Source organism: Beggiatoa leptomitoformis, from assembly GCF_001305575.3.
GTDB lineage: Bacteria > Pseudomonadota > Gammaproteobacteria > Beggiatoales > Beggiatoaceae > Beggiatoa > Beggiatoa leptomitoformis.
Genome location: NZ_CP012373.2, coordinates 3344070 through 3362134, shown reverse-complemented (window position 1 = coordinate 3362134; position 18065 = coordinate 3344070). Strand labels below are relative to the sequence as shown.

At 39.9% G+C, this 18065-nt stretch carries 13 protein-coding genes; 8 read left to right on the top strand and 5 right to left on the bottom strand.

The window, feature by feature from the left end; all coding sequences use genetic code 11:
• Nucleotides 1-103 precede the first annotated feature (103 nt).
• Complete coding sequence (locus tag AL038_RS14210) at nucleotides 104-781, bottom strand: hypothetical protein (protein WP_062153884.1); 678 nt, start codon at nucleotides 779-781, stop codon at nucleotides 104-106.
• 100 nt (nucleotides 782-881) lie between these two features.
• Between AL038_RS14210 and AL038_RS14205 the strand changes: the two genes are divergently transcribed.
• The 3 genes from AL038_RS14205 (at nucleotide 882) to rlmKL (ending at nucleotide 6782) form a co-directional block, all read left to right on the top strand.
• Nucleotides 882-2855, top strand: a complete 1974-nt coding sequence (locus tag AL038_RS14205) for an autotransporter assembly complex protein TamA (RefSeq protein ID WP_062153882.1) — start codon at nucleotides 882-884, stop codon at nucleotides 2853-2855.
• Nucleotides 2856-3254: 399 nt separating this feature from the next.
• The gene (gene nadA, locus AL038_RS14200) at nucleotides 3255-4355 is read left to right on the top strand and encodes a quinolinate synthase NadA (protein WP_062153881.1); all 1101 of its coding nucleotides are present in this window, start codon (nucleotides 3255-3257) and stop codon (nucleotides 4353-4355) included.
• A 204-nt stretch (nucleotides 4356-4559) separates the two neighbouring features.
• Complete coding sequence (rlmKL, locus tag AL038_RS14195) at nucleotides 4560-6782, top strand: bifunctional 23S rRNA (guanine(2069)-N(7))-methyltransferase RlmK/23S rRNA (guanine(2445)-N(2))-methyltransferase RlmL (RefSeq protein ID WP_062153878.1); 2223 nt, start codon at nucleotides 4560-4562, stop codon at nucleotides 6780-6782.
• A gap of 109 nt (nucleotides 6783-6891) precedes the next feature.
• On the opposite strand, the gene AL038_RS14190 is transcribed toward rlmKL, so the two are convergent.
• Nucleotides 6892-7938 carry a zinc ribbon domain-containing protein gene (locus AL038_RS14190; RefSeq protein ID WP_062153876.1) on the bottom strand — a complete coding sequence of 349 codons (1047 nt, stop codon included), beginning with the start codon at nucleotides 7936-7938 and terminating at the stop codon, nucleotides 6892-6894.
• 208 nt (nucleotides 7939-8146) lie between these two features.
• On the opposite strand from AL038_RS14190, the gene AL038_RS14185 reads away from it, so the two are divergent.
• A complete protein-coding gene (locus AL038_RS14185; protein ID WP_062153874.1) occupies nucleotides 8147-8740 on the top strand; it encodes an SCO family protein in 594 nt (197 codons plus the stop codon).
• 88 nt (nucleotides 8741-8828) lie between these two features.
• On the opposite strand, the gene AL038_RS14180 is transcribed toward AL038_RS14185, so the two are convergent.
• Nucleotides 8829-9779 carry an Rpn family recombination-promoting nuclease/putative transposase gene (locus AL038_RS14180; RefSeq protein WP_062153872.1) on the bottom strand — a complete coding sequence of 317 codons (951 nt, stop codon included), beginning with the start codon at nucleotides 9777-9779 and terminating at the stop codon, nucleotides 8829-8831.
• Between the two features lie 37 nt (nucleotides 9780-9816).
• Nucleotides 9817-10734 (bottom strand): Rpn family recombination-promoting nuclease/putative transposase, encoded by a 918-nt coding sequence (locus AL038_RS14175; RefSeq protein ID WP_062153870.1) that lies wholly within the window; start codon nucleotides 10732-10734, stop codon nucleotides 9817-9819.
• Nucleotides 10735-11009: 275 nt separating this feature from the next.
• Here AL038_RS14175 and AL038_RS14170 point away from each other — a divergent pair, with 275 nt between their 5' ends.
• From AL038_RS14170 to AL038_RS14155, 4 genes are all read left to right on the top strand, one after another.
• Nucleotides 11010-12203: a multidrug effflux MFS transporter gene (locus AL038_RS14170; protein ID WP_062155553.1), complete on the top strand. Its 1194-nt coding sequence runs from the start codon at nucleotides 11010-11012 to the stop codon at nucleotides 12201-12203.
• A gap of 350 nt (nucleotides 12204-12553) precedes the next feature.
• On the top strand, nucleotides 12554-15001 hold the full coding sequence (locus AL038_RS14165; protein ID WP_062153868.1) for a hypothetical protein: 2448 nt from the start codon (nucleotides 12554-12556) through the stop codon (nucleotides 14999-15001).
• A 181-nt stretch (nucleotides 15002-15182) separates the two neighbouring features.
• Entirely contained in the window at nucleotides 15183-16061 is an 879-nt protein-coding gene (locus AL038_RS14160) for an AEC family transporter (protein WP_062153866.1), read from the top strand.
• A 34-nt stretch (nucleotides 16062-16095) separates the two neighbouring features.
• Nucleotides 16096-17529, top strand: a complete 1434-nt coding sequence (locus AL038_RS14155) for a hybrid sensor histidine kinase/response regulator (protein ID WP_062153865.1) — start codon at nucleotides 16096-16098, stop codon at nucleotides 17527-17529.
• Between the two features lie 4 nt (nucleotides 17530-17533).
• On the opposite strand, the gene AL038_RS14150 is transcribed toward AL038_RS14155, so the two are convergent.
• Nucleotides 17534-18001: an EVE domain-containing protein gene (locus AL038_RS14150; RefSeq protein ID WP_062153863.1), complete on the bottom strand. Its 468-nt coding sequence runs from the start codon at nucleotides 17999-18001 to the stop codon at nucleotides 17534-17536.
• Nucleotides 18002-18065 lie beyond the last annotated feature (64 nt).

Genomic DNA, 18065 nt, shown 5'->3' with positions numbered 1-18065 from the left:
CCTTTATTTTTTCGTCTTTAAGTTCTGAAAATTCTGATAGTTCTGATTTAGACAATTAGTCATATAGATACCACGACTTTAAGCAGTGTTATCTATTGTTTATCTATTCATCAACTTCTGATAAACGATTCATTCTGTCCACATCTAATGAATCAATACTGCTACGAATATGAAAAAAGAACACACCAAATAGAACGGCTGCAATTAATACGTCAAAAGCAACCCCTAGTTCAACCACCATCGGCATTCCATAGGTTGCGACTAATGCCGTGAAAAACAACCCGTTTTCTATGGCCATAAAACCGACAACTTGGCTCACTACTTGACGGCGCGAAATAATTAAGAGCATGGATAATAAGACAACAGCAAGGCTAACCGCGATAGTATTGCGGGTGACTTTAGCAGCAAGCTGTTCTATGGGTAACACTACGTAGTAACTAAAAATAACAAGCGCAACGCCGCCTAATAAAATCAAAGACGGATAAGCGAGTTTTTCAGCTTCATAATGCAAATTCAGTTTTAAGCTGTGATACCGTAATAACCAAGGGATAAACAAAACTTTTAGCACAAGGGTTAACACCGCAGAAATGTATAAGTGATGTTGCCCTGATACAATCGCTACCATCATCGCCGTTGCTGATAATAACGCGCCTTGCCACGCAAAAATGGTGATTAAGTTGAGAATACGTGTTTGTCCTAATAAGGCAAACGAGGTATATAGCACCAGCGAGGAAAGAACAAGAATAGCTTGTTCATAATGTGAGAGTGCGGTTAAATCCATAATTCATCACCGTCGGTTGAAACAGGCAGAAAGAATGTATAATTTTATCACTTTCTTTCCTCAAAACACCTTATAAAAACAGGATTATAGAGCGCGTCCTATGACCTCTTCTTTTTTTTCTTATCGTGTATGGCTATTTTTCTTATTATTTATAGGCTGTTGCCTCAGTCCTATTAGCCATGCAGAAACTGAATCCCCTCCCCCACCGCCGCCTAGTCATAAGGTTATTGTGACCATTACGGGCATTAGCGATATTTTGTTAAATAATGTCAAAGCCTATCTTAGTATTGAGCAACAAAAGGAACATCCGAATTTAAACCCTAATCGCATTCGTCGTTTACATAAGCTCGCGCCTGAAGAAATTCAAAAATCCTTACAACCTTTTGGTTATTACCGAGTCGTTGTTGATGCAACATTGACAGAACCCGCCCAAGGGGAAACTGTGTGGCAAGTTACGTATGCCATTACTTTGGGTGCGCCATTATTAATTGATAAAGTTGATATTAAAGTAACAGGTGATGGCGAAAATGATGATGCGTTTCAAGATATTTTGCGAAAACCGCCAATCGTACGTAATGCCATTTTGGACCATCAACTTTATGAAAAATTAAAAAAATCACTATTTAGTTTGACTGAAGAACGGGGATATTTTGACGCACAATGGCAAAGAACGGAAATTCGGGTAGATGAAAAAGCCTATACCGCTGAAGTTTATTTATGGCTAGAAACAGGTACACGCTATCGTTTTGGTAATGTTGTTTTTAAACAAGATATTTTTTCTGATGCCTTTATGCAACAGTTTCTTACTTTTCAAACGGGCGAGTATTTTACAAATGCCAAATTGTTGGAGATGAGCGCGAAATTAGCAGAAAGCGATTATTTTGCGAGTGTTAGGGTTGATGCGTTACGTAATCAACGCGATGCAAAACAAGGTGTACCTATTGATGTTGGGTTAGAAATGAATTCCCGCAATCGTCTGCGCTCGCGCTTGGGGTATGGGACAGATACTGGTATTCGTTTGAGTGAAGAATGGGAAAGACGTTATGTCAATCAACGCGGTCATCGTTTATTAATGGATGGCATTTATATTCAAGAAAGAAATAAATACATCGGTGATATTGGCTATGTTATCCCTTTTAGCCAAGTACAAAAAAAGGATTTAACGTTTAATTTCCGTTATGAAGGTGAAGATATAGACGCGAATAACTTGGCATTGGGGCTGGGTTTTGGCGATTCGGTAAATGCTAATGCAAAAGGTTCAACCAGACGCGAAATGTTTTCTTTAAGTGTGAATAAACAAGAATCACGCGATTGGTTTCTACCCGTAGAAGAAGTCATTGGCTTAACCTACTTTACTGAAAAATATAATTTATTAAGTTTACTAACCACACCAGAAGATTATTATTTAATTGATTATTTAATCGCAACAGGGGATATAGGCGCGGACGAGTTAGAAGTGTTAGATGCCAATTTTAAAGTGCTTATGCCATCTGTGCATTGGACTTATACAGAAGCCGATAATCGTCGTTACACCACACGCGGACAACAAGTAGGGCTAAATTTAGCAGGCGCAATCGACGGCTTAGGCTCAAACTTATCGTTTGCACAAGCACATTTACATGGCATGTTTATTCGTCCATTGTTTAATAAAGGGCGAGTGTTATTGCGTGGCGATATAGCCTACACCCAAGCAAAGACTGTAAAGCTACTGGATACCGATATAACAGGCAGTGTGTTGCCTAAATCACTACAGTTTTTAACAGGGGGCGACAGAACCGTAAGAGGTTATGCTTATGAATCGATTTTGCAAGAAAACTCCGCAATTGCAGGCAAGCATTTATTAATTGCCAGTGCTGAATATGAATATAAGTTTTTGCAAGATTGGAGCGTTGCCGTTTTTTATGACATGGGCAATGCGTTTAACACATATAACGAGTTAAAACTCAGACAAGGCGCGGGCGCAGGTATTCGCTGGTATTCGCCTGTTGGCTTAGTCCGTTTAGATGTTGCAACGCCCATTGCACAAGAAGATAGTTCAATTAAAGTTCATCTCGTTATTGGTCCTGATTTTTAACGCATATCCGAATCAGAACTGTTAAGATTATGCAAATTGCGTAAAAATAAACACCAGTAAAATTAATGTATTAAATACAATTCATATTGATTCAGACAACCCAAAAAACCAAGTTCGCATAAATAAATTTGTGCGGACATTGTTTTTGTCACATTGCTGAAAAAATTGCCTTGTCGCCATTGATTAAAACACCAATAGCCACTACCATGTAAGTTGTAAAACAAGACTATCACCTGTTTATTTCCGCATTTTTTGTGGGGATACCTAGAAACACCTCGTTTAATTAACATCGGTTGTGTGTGGTTAAAACTTAAGGGACTGTTTACAAAACACTCGCTTAAGGGATTAACAGGTGATAGTAAGTTGTAAAACACAACTAACTTTTATGAGGCGATAAACATGGGTACTCCTGCATTTGAAATTGACCGCTATGTTGTTCTGAGCGATGCAGAATGTGACGCACGTATTCGGGCGGCAAAAGCAACACTCGGCGAACAACTGGTGATTTTAGGACATCACTATCAACGTGAAGAAGTATTTAAATACGCTGATTTTTCAGGTGATTCTTTAAAACTGTCTAAACAAGCAGCACAGTCTAAAGCACGCTACATTATATTTTGTGGGGTGCATTTTATGGCGGAAGTCGCGGATATTATGACCCGTCCTGAACAAATATCGATTCTGCCCGATTTAGCGGCGGGTTGTTCTATGGCGGATATGGCAAATCTGGCAACCGTTGAACGTGCATGGCAGGAATTATCCCGTTATGTTGATGTAGAAACCGCCATAACACCCGTAACTTATATTAACTCAGCCGCTGATTTAAAAGCGTTTTGTGGTCGACACGGTGGTATTGTTTGCACCTCTAGCAATGCGCGACAAGTATTAGAATGGTCTTTTGCACAAAAAGAAAAAATCCTATTTTTCCCTGACCAACATTTGGGACGAAACACGGGCTATAAAATGGGCATTCCATTAGAACAAATGGTTGTCTGGGATTTTAACCAACCCCGTGGCGGTTTAACGCCCGAACAAATCGCCAACGCAAAAATGATTTTGTGGAAAGGATTTTGCTCTGTACATCAGATGTTTCAACCGCAACATATTGATAATTTTCGGGCAAAATACCCTGATGTTAAAGTAATTTCTCACCCCGAAGCAATGTTTGATGTCTGTCAAAAATCTGATGAAGTTGGCTCAACCGAATACATTATTAACACCGTCAAAGCCTCGCCTGCGGGAAGTCGTTGGCTAGTAGGGACGGAGCTAAATTTGGTTAATCGCCTTGCACAAGAATGTAAACCATTAGGTATTAATGTCCATTTCATGTCGCCGACCGTGTGCATGTGTTCCACAATGTTTCGTACTGACCCCCAACATTTGTTATGGACATTAGAAAACCTAGTTGCAGGACGGATTGTAAATCAAATTAAAGTTGCCGCTTCAGAAACAGCACAGGCAAAATTAGCGTTACAACGCATGTTTGACGTTAGTCCTTAATGATTCATTTTTGTCTGAACCAGAATGTTCAAAACCAAATTAATAGCATTAAAAGACAAATAAACGACGGTTTTTTAATTCTAACATTATGAAAATAATGTTAATTCTGGCTCAGGCAAGCTGCTTTAGAAATAGATTTCAACATCGCGTGAAACCGTAAGTGATAATATCAAGTCCCCATCGATACCGAGATAATGACCGACAATGTCTGATTTACTTTCCCTGTTTGCAACCTCTCCAAAAGGCATGGAACCCTTACTAGCGGATGAATTAACCGCGCTAGGACTTTCCGCAGTTAAACCCACCCGCGCAGGCGTTAGCTTTCAAGGCACACTACGCCAAGCCTATCAAGTCTGCTTATGGTCACGCATTGCAAACCGTGTGTTATTACCCCTAGCGACCTTTCCCGCGCCACAGGATGAGGCGTTATATGAAGGCGTTCTCGATATCGACTGGACAGAACATTTAGACCCAGCGGGCAGTATTGCTGTCGATTTCACCAGCCTACACTCCGCAATTACCCATACCCATTTTGGCGCATTACGGGTAAAAGATGCGATAGTTGACCAATTTCGCAATCGCTACAACACCCGCCCGAATGTTGCCCTAGACCAACCTGATTTACGAATTAATGTTTATCTACATCAAGATACAGCCACTATTAGCCTAGATTTATCAGGTGATAGCCTGCATCGTCGCGCCTATCGGGAAACAGGTATTGCCGCACCGCTGAAAGAAAACCTTGCCGCTGCCTTATTAGCCCGCACCCGATGGAAAGAAATAGCCCAAACAGGGGGCATGTTACTAGACCCTATGTGTGGTTCAGGCACTTTATTAATAGAAGGTGCATTTATCGCGGGTGATATTGCCCCTGCTTTATTGCGTCCCTACTTTGGTTTTTCTCGTTGGCTGCAACATGTGCCAAAAATTTGGAAAGATTTAATTGCTGAAGCTTCCGCCCGCAAACAGGCAGGGCTTGCAACTTTACCGCCGATAGTGGGTTATGACGCAGATGCAACAGCCATTCGAGTGGCTATTCGGAATATTGAAAACGCAGGGTTACACGGCAAAATTCACGTTGAACGTCGCGCCCTTGCACAAACCACCGCACCAGCACGTTCTACAGGACTATTTATTGTTAATCCACCCTATGGAGAACGTTTGGGCGAAGTTGACTCCATCCGTCAATTATTTAGCTTTTTAGGCAGTACCTTACGAGAACACTTTGTTGGCTGGCAAGCGGGCGTTTTATCGGGAAATGCTGAGTTGGGTAAACAAATTGGGATTCGGGCGGAGAAAGTTTATACCCTGTATAACGGCGCGTTAGAATGCAAATTTTTACGTTTTAACGTTACCCCAGAATGGTTTATGCGCTACACCAAGCCCACACAAACCGATGGTATGTTCACACCCGCGACCCCTGCACAATTGGCAAAAATGCCCGTGCCATTAGAAAGTTTGTCCGATAACGCCCGCATGTTTGCTAATCGCCTGCAAAAAAACTTAAAAAGTTTAGGAAGTTGGGCAAAACAAGATGATATTCGCTGTTACCGTTTGTATGATGCGGACATGCCTGAATATGCAATTGCGGTAGATAAATACGAACAATGGATACATATTCAAGAATACGCTCCCCCAAAAAGCATAGACCCTCAAAAAGCCGAAACCCGCTTTCAAGAAGCCTTACAAGCCTGTAGTGCCGTTTTAAAAATTCCGCTCGCCGATTTATTTGTAAAAGTACGTCGTCAACAAAAAGGACGCGCCCAATATGAAAAATTTGACGAAGCGGGACAGTTTTATGAAGTTCATGAAGGAAAAGCGGTTTTGCTGGTTAATTTTACCGATTATTTAGATACAGGCCTATTTTTAGACCATCGTATAACCCGTCAATGGATTTATGAACTTGCGCAAGGCAAACGTTTTTTAAACCTCTTTGCTTACACAGGCTCGGCAACTGTACAAGCCGCATTAGGCGGTGCGAGTGGCACTACAACCGTTGATATGTCTAATGTTTATTTAAATTGGGCAAAACGCAATTTAGCGCGAAATGGCTTTAGTGACCACCGCCATCATTTTGTTCAAGCAGATTGTTTTACTTGGTTAGAAGAAGAAGCAGAACGACTCGTAAATTCACCCTACCGATTACCACGTTACGATTTAATTTTTCTTGACCCGCCTACGTTTTCCAATTCCAAACGCATGGAAGATACCTTAGACGTACAACGCGACCATGTTGGTTTAATCCGTGCGGCAATGCACTGCTTAACCCGTGATGGATTATTAATTTTTTCCACGAATTACCAACGATTTAAACTAGATATGTACGCACTGGGTGATTTAAATATTGAAGATGTTTCCGCTGCTAGCTTACCATTTGACTATGCACGCAACCCCAAGATTCACCAATGCTGGAAAATCAAGTTTTAATATTTGAAAAGCGTGTCTGAATCAAAATTCACTGAATTCTCAGGATTAAAAACCATCATTTTCTTGTCTTTAATCCTATTAATTCTGAAAATTCTGATTCAGACAATTTTTACGGCAATTTCTGCAATGTTCCGCATCGTGCCTCGCCCAGTATTCCACCGACCGACATTTTCCACTGCGATTTTAACTCGACAGTTTGCCATTGTTTTTCATCAACATCACATTGATAAGACTTCTTCCCATTATCCGTTAAATGCAGATAATAATGTGCTTGGCGTTTTCCCTCGCGTTCACAACCCTGACACGTTCCGCCATTGCCTTTTAATTGATATGCTCCCCACTGCGGCTCATGATTTCTGTCTTGCGTGGTCACAGAACGAGAAAATTGCCAACGGTCTATGCTGTAATAACATTTATCTGCATAAATAGGTTCACTTTTATACTTAGGTTTACACACATCTTCTGTGCGAAATGTGCCATCCCCTTGGTCAACGCGACGCGCGGTACAAGCCTCACCATCAGGAACATCACGATAAGAACGAATTTCTGACTTGCGCGATACGCTATACGCCTCTGTTGGAACGCTATCACACCAAGTATTATCATTACGCGCACGGTAATCTTCAATCTCAATCACCCGTTCCCAACTATAAGCGGTTAGCGTTAACCCAACGTTTTTTGTCCAAAAAATACCAACACCGCCACCAATAAGCAGTAATAACACACCCGCAATAATCCAATATAACCGATTATTTTTCTTTGAATCTGGTTTTTTAGCCTGATTTTCATCTTGAACTAATTTTGCGCGTGCGGCTTCGGTTAAAGGTGAACCGCATTGTTGACAGAATTCTGCTTTTGCCGCGTTTGCCGTTTCGCAAGCAGGACATAACTGGTCTGCGCCAACATAATCATGATTTTCAAGCGCGATTTCCTCACCTTTTTTAGGAAAATAGCGTTTTTCTGTCGCTTGTGGCGCACCACAATTAGGGCAAAAACGATGAGTAATACCTAATAATTTTGGTGTGTTGCAATATTCACAATCCCAAAACATTTGATAAGTACCCGTTTTATAAACCGTTGCACCGTCTTGTTCAACCCCTGCTGGAATGCGTGTAGATGATGTCGGTTTTCCATTGTTATTATTTGGTTTTTTCATACAGATAACGGTTATCACGAGAGAAGAGAAAGGGAAGTAAGCAGTGCTTACAGACAGTTTTTATGCGTGTAAAACGTATTAAACAAAGCATGACCTGTACCAAAATTTTTGTGTCTATTAATGCGGTAAATCCCCATTTAGCACTATTTTTTGAATGGCATAAGTGCTAAAGATATTATACGCATGGCAAATCGTCGACAGGATAGGCATGAATAAATTTACCCCGCTAGACGCTCACGAGGAAAAAACAATGCAACACTTTATTTTTTATCGATGGTGTTTTTTATATTTTTGTTTACAAAGTATTTTTGTTACGGCTGCACCATTGGGTGGGAATTTTAGTTTAACCAATACTGAAGGTAAATCCGTTGCATTGCAGGACTATGCGGGACAAGTCGTTTTATTAACGTTTGGTTTTTTATCTTGCCCTGATATTTGTCCCACAACACTTACAGAATTAAAACAAGTCATTAACGCATTGCCTGCTACACAACGGGATAAAGTGACCGTATTATTTATCACGGTTGACCCTGAGCGCGATACCGCCGAGAAGTTAAAAACATATTTACAATATTTCAGCCCTAATTTTGTGGGGTTACGCGGTTCAGTGGCAGAAATACGCAATGTTTGTAAACAATACGGCACAAGTTTTCGTTATTTACCCAAAACTGAGCAAGGTTATAGCGTAGAACATGCTAGTCAATTGTTTATTATTGATTCAACAGGTAAATTAGTGCGTCTAATGCCCTATGGCACACCGCGCGAGATTGTTGTGCAGTATGTAGCAGGATTAATTCATTAGTGTTATTGGAGCGTGTGACGAACGCGATAATACTGGCTTTCTTTGCGGTAGTAGCTACAGTAAAGAGAGCTAATAAGTTAATTTAAAATTATTTAAATAAATCATCTGGTTTTTGTATATCTAACAACTTATCTGTCCAAATTTCCAGTTGTTGCAAAGAAGCATGTATGATTTTCTCCTGTACCGTTACAGACAGTTTTCCAAAGCGTTTTTCTAACAGTTTGCATAATAAATTAGCCTCACCCACCCGTTTACCTTTTAATTCCCCTTCAGCAAGTCCTTCAGCTAATCCCTCCGCTTTCCCTTCAAGCAACCCCTCCTCTTTCCCTTCTGCAAATGCCGTCTCCAATACCGCCTTATTCGACCAATAATTCATTAAACTCTTCTGATATTGCTGGGCTTGACGCGGTTTTAAATTGGATAATTCCGCTATCTCAAATGCTTTTTGAAATACCGCTTCATTCAGAATTCTTGGGATTTCTTCAAAATTACTTAGATTCTTGAGGAAATATACCCATTTCTCAAAATGATTGGCTAATTCATCTGCCGATTTGTTGAATAAGGGCATTTGTAAAAAACAGAAATGCAGTTTGTCGTAAAAGATTTTTCCATCTTGGTCTTTTAAACTGACCTCTTGGCGAAATTGTGTTGAATCATTAGGTTCTTCAATAATGCAATCTAATATACCAATGAAATAAACCGTCGATAGTTGAAAGTTCCACACGCCTTTCTTCGCTTGTTCTTGAATGGGAAAGGTAACGTAGAATAAGGAGCGGTCTTTGAAGAAGTCCATACGGGCGCGTTGCATTTCAACGATGAACTTTTCTCCTGAAGGACTGGTGCAGTAAATATCGAAAAAGGCTTTACGGTCTTCGGGGTAAAGGGGGAGTTTTTCAGTATTTTTGAATTGTAGGCTTTGAATTTGGTGATGGGCAGGCAGGAGTTGATTTAGAAAATCTATGAGTAAATCTTTGTTAGCTTCTTCACCAAAGAGTTTTTTGAAGCCAAAATCTGTGTAGGGGTTTAGATAGCGTGACATGTGTGGTTCTCTAAAACTGAGTGTACGGTTACCATCATTATGATTCAATTTGTTGCTGAGAAAGTCCTGTGACTTGCATGATAACGTCTAAAGATAGACCTTGCGCTTTGAGTTGTCGTGCAATGGTTAGTTTTGCTTTTAATTCTCCTTCGGCTTTACCTTTTGCCTCTCCTTCAGCTAATCCCTCTGCTTTACCTTTTGCCTCTCCTTCGGCAAGTCCTTCGGCTAATCCCTCCTCTTTCCCTTCTGCAAATGCCGTATCCAATACCGCCTTATTCGACCAATAATTCATTAAACTCTTTTGATATTGCTGGGCTTGACGCGGTTTTAAATTGGATAATTCTGCTATCTCAAATGCTTTTTGAAATACCGCTTCATTTAGAATTCTCGGGATTTCTTCAAAATTACTCAGATTCTTTAAGAAATATACCCATTTCTCAAAATGATTGGCTAATTCATCTGCTGATTTGTTGAATAAGGGCATTTGTAAAAAACAGAAATGCAGTTTGTCGTAAAAGATTTTTCCATCTTGGTCTTTTAAACTGACCTCTTGGCGAAATTGTGTTGAATCATTAGGTTCTTCAATAATGCAATCTAATATACCAATGAAATAGACCGTCGATAGTTGAAAGTTCCACACGCCTTTCTTCGCTTGTTCTTGAATGGGAAAGGTAACGTAGAATAAAGAGCGGTCTTTGAAGAAGTCCATACGGGCACGTTGCATTTCAACGATGAACTTTTCTCCTGAAGGACTGGTGCAGTAAATATCGAAAAAGGCTTTGCGGTCTTCGGGGTAAAGGGGGAGTTTTTCGGTGTTTTTGAATTGTAGGCTTTGAATTTGGTGATGGGCAGGCAGGAGTTGATTTAGAAAATCTATGAGTAAATCTTTGTTAGCTTCTTCACCAAAGAGTTTTTTGAAGCCAAAATCTGTGTAGGGGTTTAGATAGCGTGACATGTGTGGTTCTCTGCAATACATTCAATAATGATAATTTTAATGTTAAGCATAATAGTCTTTCTAAATAAGGGAAATCAAAGTTTCAAGGGTTCAAAAATAGGTTAAACAGGTATGTTGCGTCGTTTTCCCACGTTAATCTTCTTGTGTTGCACTGATTATTCCGCCATTATTTGTTCGTATGCGTACAAAAGATAGCTTTATAAGTTAAATATTATCGTATGGCATATATTTTTAATTATTTGTTGTTTAATAATTTTTGGAGTAGTTCATTATTCATGCGTAATCCTCAATCATTAACAATAGCAATGATTCTTGCTGCTTGTGTTGCTTTAGGTCCTTTATCCACTGATATGTATTTGCCCAGTTTACCAATGTTAGTCACGGTTTTTTCAACGTCTATCGATCAGGTTCAGTTAACACTAAGTATTTTTCTTGTGGGTTTTGCCGTTGGGCAATTGGTGTATGGTCCATTAGCCGACCGCTTTGGACGTAAACCTGTGATGTTGGGCGGGATGGTTATTTTTACGGCTGCAACCGTTGGGTGTATATTTGTGCAATCCATTGATGGGTTGATTATTTTGCGGTTTTTGCAGGCATTGGGGGGTTGTGTTGGTCCTGTGTTGGGTAGAACGGTTGTTCGGGATATTTATGGGGCTGTTAAGGCGGCTAAAGTATTGTCTTATATTGCAACGGCGATGGCGGTTGCACCTGCAATTGCACCCATTTTGGGGGGATATTTAACAACGTGGTTTGATTGGCACTCGGTATTTGTGTTTTTGAGTTTGTATGGGGTGTTGATGATTGTAACTATTTTGTTTTATGTACCTGAAACTCGTCCTGATAATAGTCAAGCAGTGTTAAATCCATTCATTATGTTTAGAAATTACCGTGTGTTAGTGATGAATAGAAGGTATAACGGTTATGTGTTGTGTTGTAGTTTTGCTTATGGTGGTTTATTTGCGTTTATTTCAGGTTCTGCTTTTGTGTTAATTGATTTTTTAGGGGTTGAAAAACAGCATTTTGGCTATTTTTTTATGGTTATCATTGCGGGCTATATGACAGGAACGATTGTGTCGGGGAAATTTAGTTTGCAGTTGGGTGTCAATCGTTTGGTGCTTATTGGTGCGGTGGTGATGTGTGGCGCGGGTTTTATAATGGTTAGCGCGGCAGGTTTGGGGATTTATAATGTGTGGATAGTTATTTTACCAATGATGTTTTTTTCCGCTGGTGGGGGAATTGTGATGCCTCAGGCGATGGCGGGCGCGCTCGCTCCTTTTCCTGAAATGACGGGAACCGCTTCAGCGTTGTTTGGTTTTACCCAGTCTATGATGGCGGCAGTTATGGGGATGGTGGTTGGACATTTGCATACAGGAACTACGTTGGTAATGGCGTGTTGTGTTGCAATCATGGGATTTGCGAGTTTAATAAGTTATTTTGGATTGGTGCAACGTCGGGTTATTGTCAGTTGAGGGGTATTAAACATTGTTTGAACGCGTATTGTAGGCTGTAAAGGATATAATCTGTTAATAATCCAGTTGATTATGATAGTCATAAAAATTTTGGGTTGATGTGTCTTTTGTTAAAAATAATGTTTCGTACATACGTATTTGGTTCTGTCAATTTTTGCTGATTTGGCATTCTCTAACGGCGAATTTATTCGCCTTTTCAATTTGTGATACAGATATTCATCATGGTAAACTCTCTAAAAGTCAAATAGTTTTAATATACTTAATAATCTGTGTTTTTGTCATCAGTTAGTCATAAATATGGATTAGATGTTATTTGTCGCATTTTACTTCTTTCATTTGTTTAGGCAGCCATGCAACCTACCGTTAATATTGATAATTTACCCACTTTTTCTCATCCTTGTATTGGACGTAAGACTTTATTGACTGAGATTGATAGTGCGTTCCTTAATAAGCATATTTCCGTGCTTACAATCACGGCGGCTGCGGGTGTGGGTAAGTCAATGGTATTGAGAGAGTGGTTGACAAGTATTGCGCCAGATTATCAGGGGGCATGTTTTGTGTTTGGGTGGTCGTTTTATGGTCAAGGAAATGATTACCCACAGTTTTCTTCTAGTATTTTTTTTGAACAGGCTTTAATTTTTTTTGGTCATCAAGGTGCATTACCTCAAAATGATGAGGCTAAAGCAAAGCGTTTAGTCGAGTTATTACATGAGCAGGCATTTATTCTTGTTTTAGATGGTATAGAACCCTTGCAATATCCCGTCAGTACAAAAGGGGGGGTATGTGCTGATTTGGGGTTTAAGACATTTTTGCAGGAACTGAAAGCGCAATCTTTTGATGAAAAACAGTTAGTATTATTAACTTCTCGTCAGCCTATTATTGAATTACAAGATAGGGATAGTAAATCTGTTTGTCATTTAAATGTAGATAATTTAAATGCGGGTGAAAGTGCGAATTTTTTAAAACTATTGGGCGTACAGGGAACAACGTGGCAACTGGTTGGGTTGGCTAAATTATTGGGTGGACACGCACTAGCATTAAGCTTATTGGGGGGAATGTTGGTTGATGCGTATGCAAATGATTTAACAACCGCACCAACTCAGTTGCCTGCCTTGTTTGCTGATGAGGAGTGGGGTGGACAAGCCTTACGAGTATTGCGTTTTTATGATGAAAATTGTTGGGCAAGTAATGCGCCCGAACGGGTGTTTTTGCAGTTGTTGAGTTTGTTTGACCGCGCGATGAGTGAGGCGGAGCATGAGGTGTTGTTTCGGCAGGCAAAATTAGCGCAATCTGTTGCAACGTGTTCAGCAGAAGAGTGGCAGGATATTAGACAACGGCTGGCAAAAGTGGGTTTGCTTTACACATATAACACGCATAACACGCATTCGTGGGATACACATCCTGTTATTCGGGCGTATTTTCGGGAGCAGTTACGTACGCAACGGTTGGATTTGTGGGAACAGGCACATCATGTTTTATTTCAATATTTTCAAACAACGCTGAGTAAAGATGTTCCTGATACGTTTGGTGATTTAGAGCCGTTATATCGTGCGGTTGCACATGGATGTATGGCGGGGGAATATCAAGCGGCAATGCTGGTTTATAGTGATAGCATTCTGCATGAGGATGCGTATTTTAGTATTAATACTTTTGGTTCGTTTTCGGCGGATTTGGCATTATTAGCGCATTTTTTCCCCCAGAAAAATTGGACAACGCCACAGAGTACATTGCCTGAAAAAGAGCAGGCTTTTTTGTTCGCACAAACCGCTTTTTTATTGTGTGCTTTAGGACGTTTAGAGGAGGCTTTAGAACCGTTGCAAGCAGCGGCTGAGTTAAAGCAACGTCAAGAAGATTGGCATAATGCTGCGTTGAGTATTGTTAATCGGGTGGATTTATTAACGGCATTGGGTAAATTGTGCGAGGCAGAGGAAGTTGCCCAACAAGCGATAGAGTGGGCAGAGCGAGGACATCATTTGTCTAGTCGGATGCAAAGTCATGCTAAATTTGCGGCGGTTTTACATCAATTGGGGGATTTGGAATATAGTTTAAGTGCGTTCAAGTTAGCCGAGCAGATACAGCAAGAAGACCAGCCTCAACATCCCTATTTGTATTCGCTTGCAGGCGCGCAATATTGCAACTTATTGTTGGATATGGCGCAAGATACCGCAGCGCGAGAAGATATTTTACAGCGAGGGCAGACTATTTTAACCCTTGCTGAAAGTGAATTAGGCGTGAGTAGTGTTGCGTTTGCAAATTTAAGTATGGGACGTATATTAAGTGCGTTGCAAAAACCTGTTGATGCATTAGCTTTTTTAAATAATGTGTTGCAGGATATGCGCCAGACAGAATTATTTTTATTTATGCCTGAAGCGTTGTTAGTACGTGCTAATATTTATCGGCAATTAGGCGATATTTTGCGCGCTCAAAAGGATATTAATGAAACCATTGAAATTGTGAATCGTACTAACATGCGTTTGTATGAAGTAGAAGCACGCTTGTTACAAACGCATTTGATATTAGATGCTCAACGAAAAAGACGGCTACCAACCAGTGCTGAAGAGATGAGCAATAAAACCGAGAAGTTGTATCAACGGATTGTTCGTTTAATTTATCACCTCAATAATGGGTTACATGTTGCCGATTTATCTTTGTTAAATGCGCGGATTGCTTATTACAGTAAACGCCAAACCGATGCAAAAGATAATTTAGAATTAGCCAGACAACGGATTGTTTCCGTGGGTCAATGGCAATTAATGCAAACATGGGAATCTATTCGTATAGAAATAGAAAGCGCGTAAAATAATATTCTGGTAAATGCCATTTAAAGAAATTTCTTAAATAAATCAGCTAACTGATTCAATATATCTATTCTATATTCCAAGTCAGAAATATTCGATAATAAGTATCTCAGCCGACAAATACAGCACGTCTGCTTCAATTTTTTAGTATATTATTCCGCAGTTAATGTGATGACCTCCTATGTTACTACGTGTTTTTAGCATTCTTTTCCCTGTTTTTGCGATAGTAGCTATTGGCTACTTTTATGCGCGTCGTCACCCTATAGACATGAGCATTGCAAACCGTATTAATTTAGAGGTCTTCACGCCTTGTTTATTGTTTAGTATTCTTACAGATAAATCATTTAATTTATTAGAGTATTCTCAACTGGCTATTGTCGCCTTTTTGCTAGTGATGGGCAGTGGTTTATTAATGTTGCCTGTGGTGCGGTTGCTGGGTTTAAATGCAAAAACATTTATACCATCTATGATGTTTGCAAATACAGGTAATATGGGGTTACCTGTGGCTTATTTTGCCTTTGATGAGGCGATTATGCCTGCGGCGGTGGTGTTATTTATCGTTAGTAATGCCCTGCATTTCACCGTTGGTTCGTATATGATGAATCATCATACCAACTGGTTAAATATATTAAAAAAACCGATGATTTTAGCGACGTTAATGGGCATTACACTCAGTTTTTTTAAACTACCCGTCCCCACATTACTATTAGAACCCTTAAAAATGTTGGGACAAATTTCTGTTCCTTTGATGTTATTCGCGCTGGGCGTACGCTTGATTAACGTCAATTTTGCTGATTGGGAAATTGGGTTACGCGGGGCAATTTGGTGTCCTCTATCAGGTGTATTAGTTTTAGCGGGTGCAATGCCTTTTTTAACGTTTACGCCTGAACAAGCTGGCTTGGTACTTATCTACGCGATGTTACCGCCAGCAGTGATGAATTACATGATTGCTGAGCAATATCAACAAGAACCACAAAAAGTTGCCTCTATTGTCATGTTGGGTAATTTAATGAGTTTAATTACTATGCCACTGGCACTACTCTTGGCATTACCTGCATAACATCTCGCTACCTATCTTTATTTGGGATAACGCTATGAGTACACAAAGTTGTATTTTAATTGTGGATGATGAGGAAATCGGACGTAATACCCTAGAAAGTCTATTATTAATGGAAGGGTATCAACTTGAGTTTGCAAATAATGGCGTAGAAGCCTTAAAAAAAGCGGAAAGTGTTCTACCTGATTTAATTTTACTTGATGTCATGATGCCCATTATGGACGGTTATGAATGTTGTCAACATCTCCGTCAAAACCCGCTATTGGCTGAAGTACCTGTGATTATCGTTACCACCTTAGATAGCCGTGATTCATTATTACGGGGTATTGATGTGGGTGCGGATGATTTTATTAGCAAACCTTTTGACCGTTTAGAATTGCGCGCCCGAGTTCGTACCATTACACGCTTAAATCGACAACGTTGTCTTTTGAATGAGCGGGCTAAATTTGCATGGGTTGTAGAAAATGCAGATGAAGGCTATGTCCTGATTACACCCGAAAATATTATCAAATATGCAAATCCCCAAGCCTGTGTATTTTTAGGCACAAACAAAAGTCGCTTATTAGAACAAGATTTTTTCAAAATCATTCAACAACAATACAATCCTCAACCACCCGAGGCGTGGACTAGCTGGCAACACAATGAACTAATTCGCTATTTAGTTTTACCTGAAAGCCGTGAACATCCCCCCTTATGGTTACAAATTGATGTGTTACCCCTGCCAGCGAGAGTGGAAAATGGTTATTTATTACGCTTGATGGATGTAACGGAAAAAATCGTACTTGCTCGTCAACGTTGGGCATTTAATAGCTCTATTTCACATAAGCTACTGACACCATTGAATGGCTTAAGTATTCTGAATATTTTCAAAGAAGAGGATTTTACAAACGCTCAAGCCCATGATTATATGAAATTAGCACAAGGAAGTGCTGAACGATTAGCCGACCAAATCTCAGGAATACTGCAATATTTGGATTCTACAGGGATTTTTTATGGGGGATTTACACAAGTGTTGGCAGGAATTGAATATATTTTCCGCCAATTATGTGAAGAAATGGGATTAAAACAGCTTGTCGTTCAATTTGATGCCGTTCCATTAACCACGGAAGTTTTAATTTCTGGGCAAGCCATAGAATTGATTTTACGTGAGTTATTAATAAATGCGAAAAAATTTCACCCCGAAAAACAACCTAGCATGAGTATTTCCGCAGAAGAAAATAAAGAAGAACATTTGTTAGTTCTACATATTGTTGATGATGGTACTACCATTGCGGCAACTGAACTAAAAAAGGTTTTGCAGCCTTATTATCAAAGTGGTAAATACTTTACAGGTGAAATTGCAGGAATGGGATTAGGCTTAGCAATGGTTTCTCAACTGCTGTGGGGAATTGGGGGAAACTGCTCTATTACCAATCGGTTAGATGGAAAAGCAGGCACGGAAGTCGTTATAGCAATTCCTACACCTGCGTAATACTTTAAAAAACCTCTGTTTTTACCAATTCTTGAATAAATAACCACTCGTCAGCCGCAACAGGTGTGATGGATAAACGATTGCCTTTCCGTAACACCTGCATCTCTTGCAGTAATACATGTTGCTTTAACATTGCCAAGCTTAATAAACGTGGAAATTTTTGTACAAATGCGACATCTACCTGATACCAGCGTGGATTATCAGGTGTACTGCTTGGGTCATAATGTGGGTTGCTTGCATCTAGTGCCGTATCATCAGGATAGCCCGCTTTTACAACACGCATAACCCCTACAATGCCCGCAGGTTTGCTATTAGAATGATAAAAAAAGGCTAAATCACCTACTTGCATTTGATCTCGTAACATATTACGCGCCTGATAATTACGCACGCCATCCCAACCGCTCACCGTTAACCGTTCTAAATCATCAATACTAAAAGCCGTTGGTTCCGATTTCATTAGCCAATAAGCCATGATATATCCTTTTGTTTTAGCCATTTATTTAAATAAAGCGTGTGTTTTTACCCAATTTGAACAA

What these genes read in the sequence shown, in the direction of transcription:
- AL038_RS14210 (WP_062153884.1), bottom strand. Translation starts at nt 781, where the DNA reads ATGGATTTAACCGCACTCTCACATTATGAACAAGCTATTCTTGTTCTT.
- AL038_RS14205 (WP_062153882.1), top strand. Translation starts at nt 882, where the DNA reads ATGACCTCTTCTTTTTTTTCTTATCGTGTATGGCTATTTTTCTTATTA.
- nadA (WP_062153881.1), top strand. Translation starts at nt 3,255, where the DNA reads ATGGGTACTCCTGCATTTGAAATTGACCGCTATGTTGTTCTGAGCGAT.
- rlmKL (WP_062153878.1), top strand. Translation starts at nt 4,560, where the DNA reads ATGTCTGATTTACTTTCCCTGTTTGCAACCTCTCCAAAAGGCATGGAA.
- AL038_RS14190 (WP_062153876.1), bottom strand. Translation starts at nt 7,938, where the DNA reads ATGAAAAAACCAAATAATAACAATGGAAAACCGACATCATCTACACGC.
- AL038_RS14185 (WP_062153874.1), top strand. Translation starts at nt 8,147, where the DNA reads ATGAATAAATTTACCCCGCTAGACGCTCACGAGGAAAAAACAATGCAA.
- AL038_RS14180 (WP_062153872.1), bottom strand. Translation starts at nt 9,779, where the DNA reads ATGTCACGCTATCTAAACCCCTACACAGATTTTGGCTTCAAAAAACTC.
- AL038_RS14175 (WP_062153870.1), bottom strand. Translation starts at nt 10,734, where the DNA reads ATGTCACGCTATCTAAACCCCTACACAGATTTTGGCTTCAAAAAACTC.
- AL038_RS14170 (WP_062155553.1), top strand. Translation starts at nt 11,010, where the DNA reads ATGCGTAATCCTCAATCATTAACAATAGCAATGATTCTTGCTGCTTGT.
- AL038_RS14165 (WP_062153868.1), top strand. Translation starts at nt 12,554, where the DNA reads ATGCAACCTACCGTTAATATTGATAATTTACCCACTTTTTCTCATCCT.
- AL038_RS14160 (WP_062153866.1), top strand. Translation starts at nt 15,183, where the DNA reads ATGTTACTACGTGTTTTTAGCATTCTTTTCCCTGTTTTTGCGATAGTA.
- AL038_RS14155 (WP_062153865.1), top strand. Translation starts at nt 16,096, where the DNA reads ATGAGTACACAAAGTTGTATTTTAATTGTGGATGATGAGGAAATCGGA.
- AL038_RS14150 (WP_062153863.1), bottom strand. Translation starts at nt 18,001, where the DNA reads ATGGCTTATTGGCTAATGAAATCGGAACCAACGGCTTTTAGTATTGAT.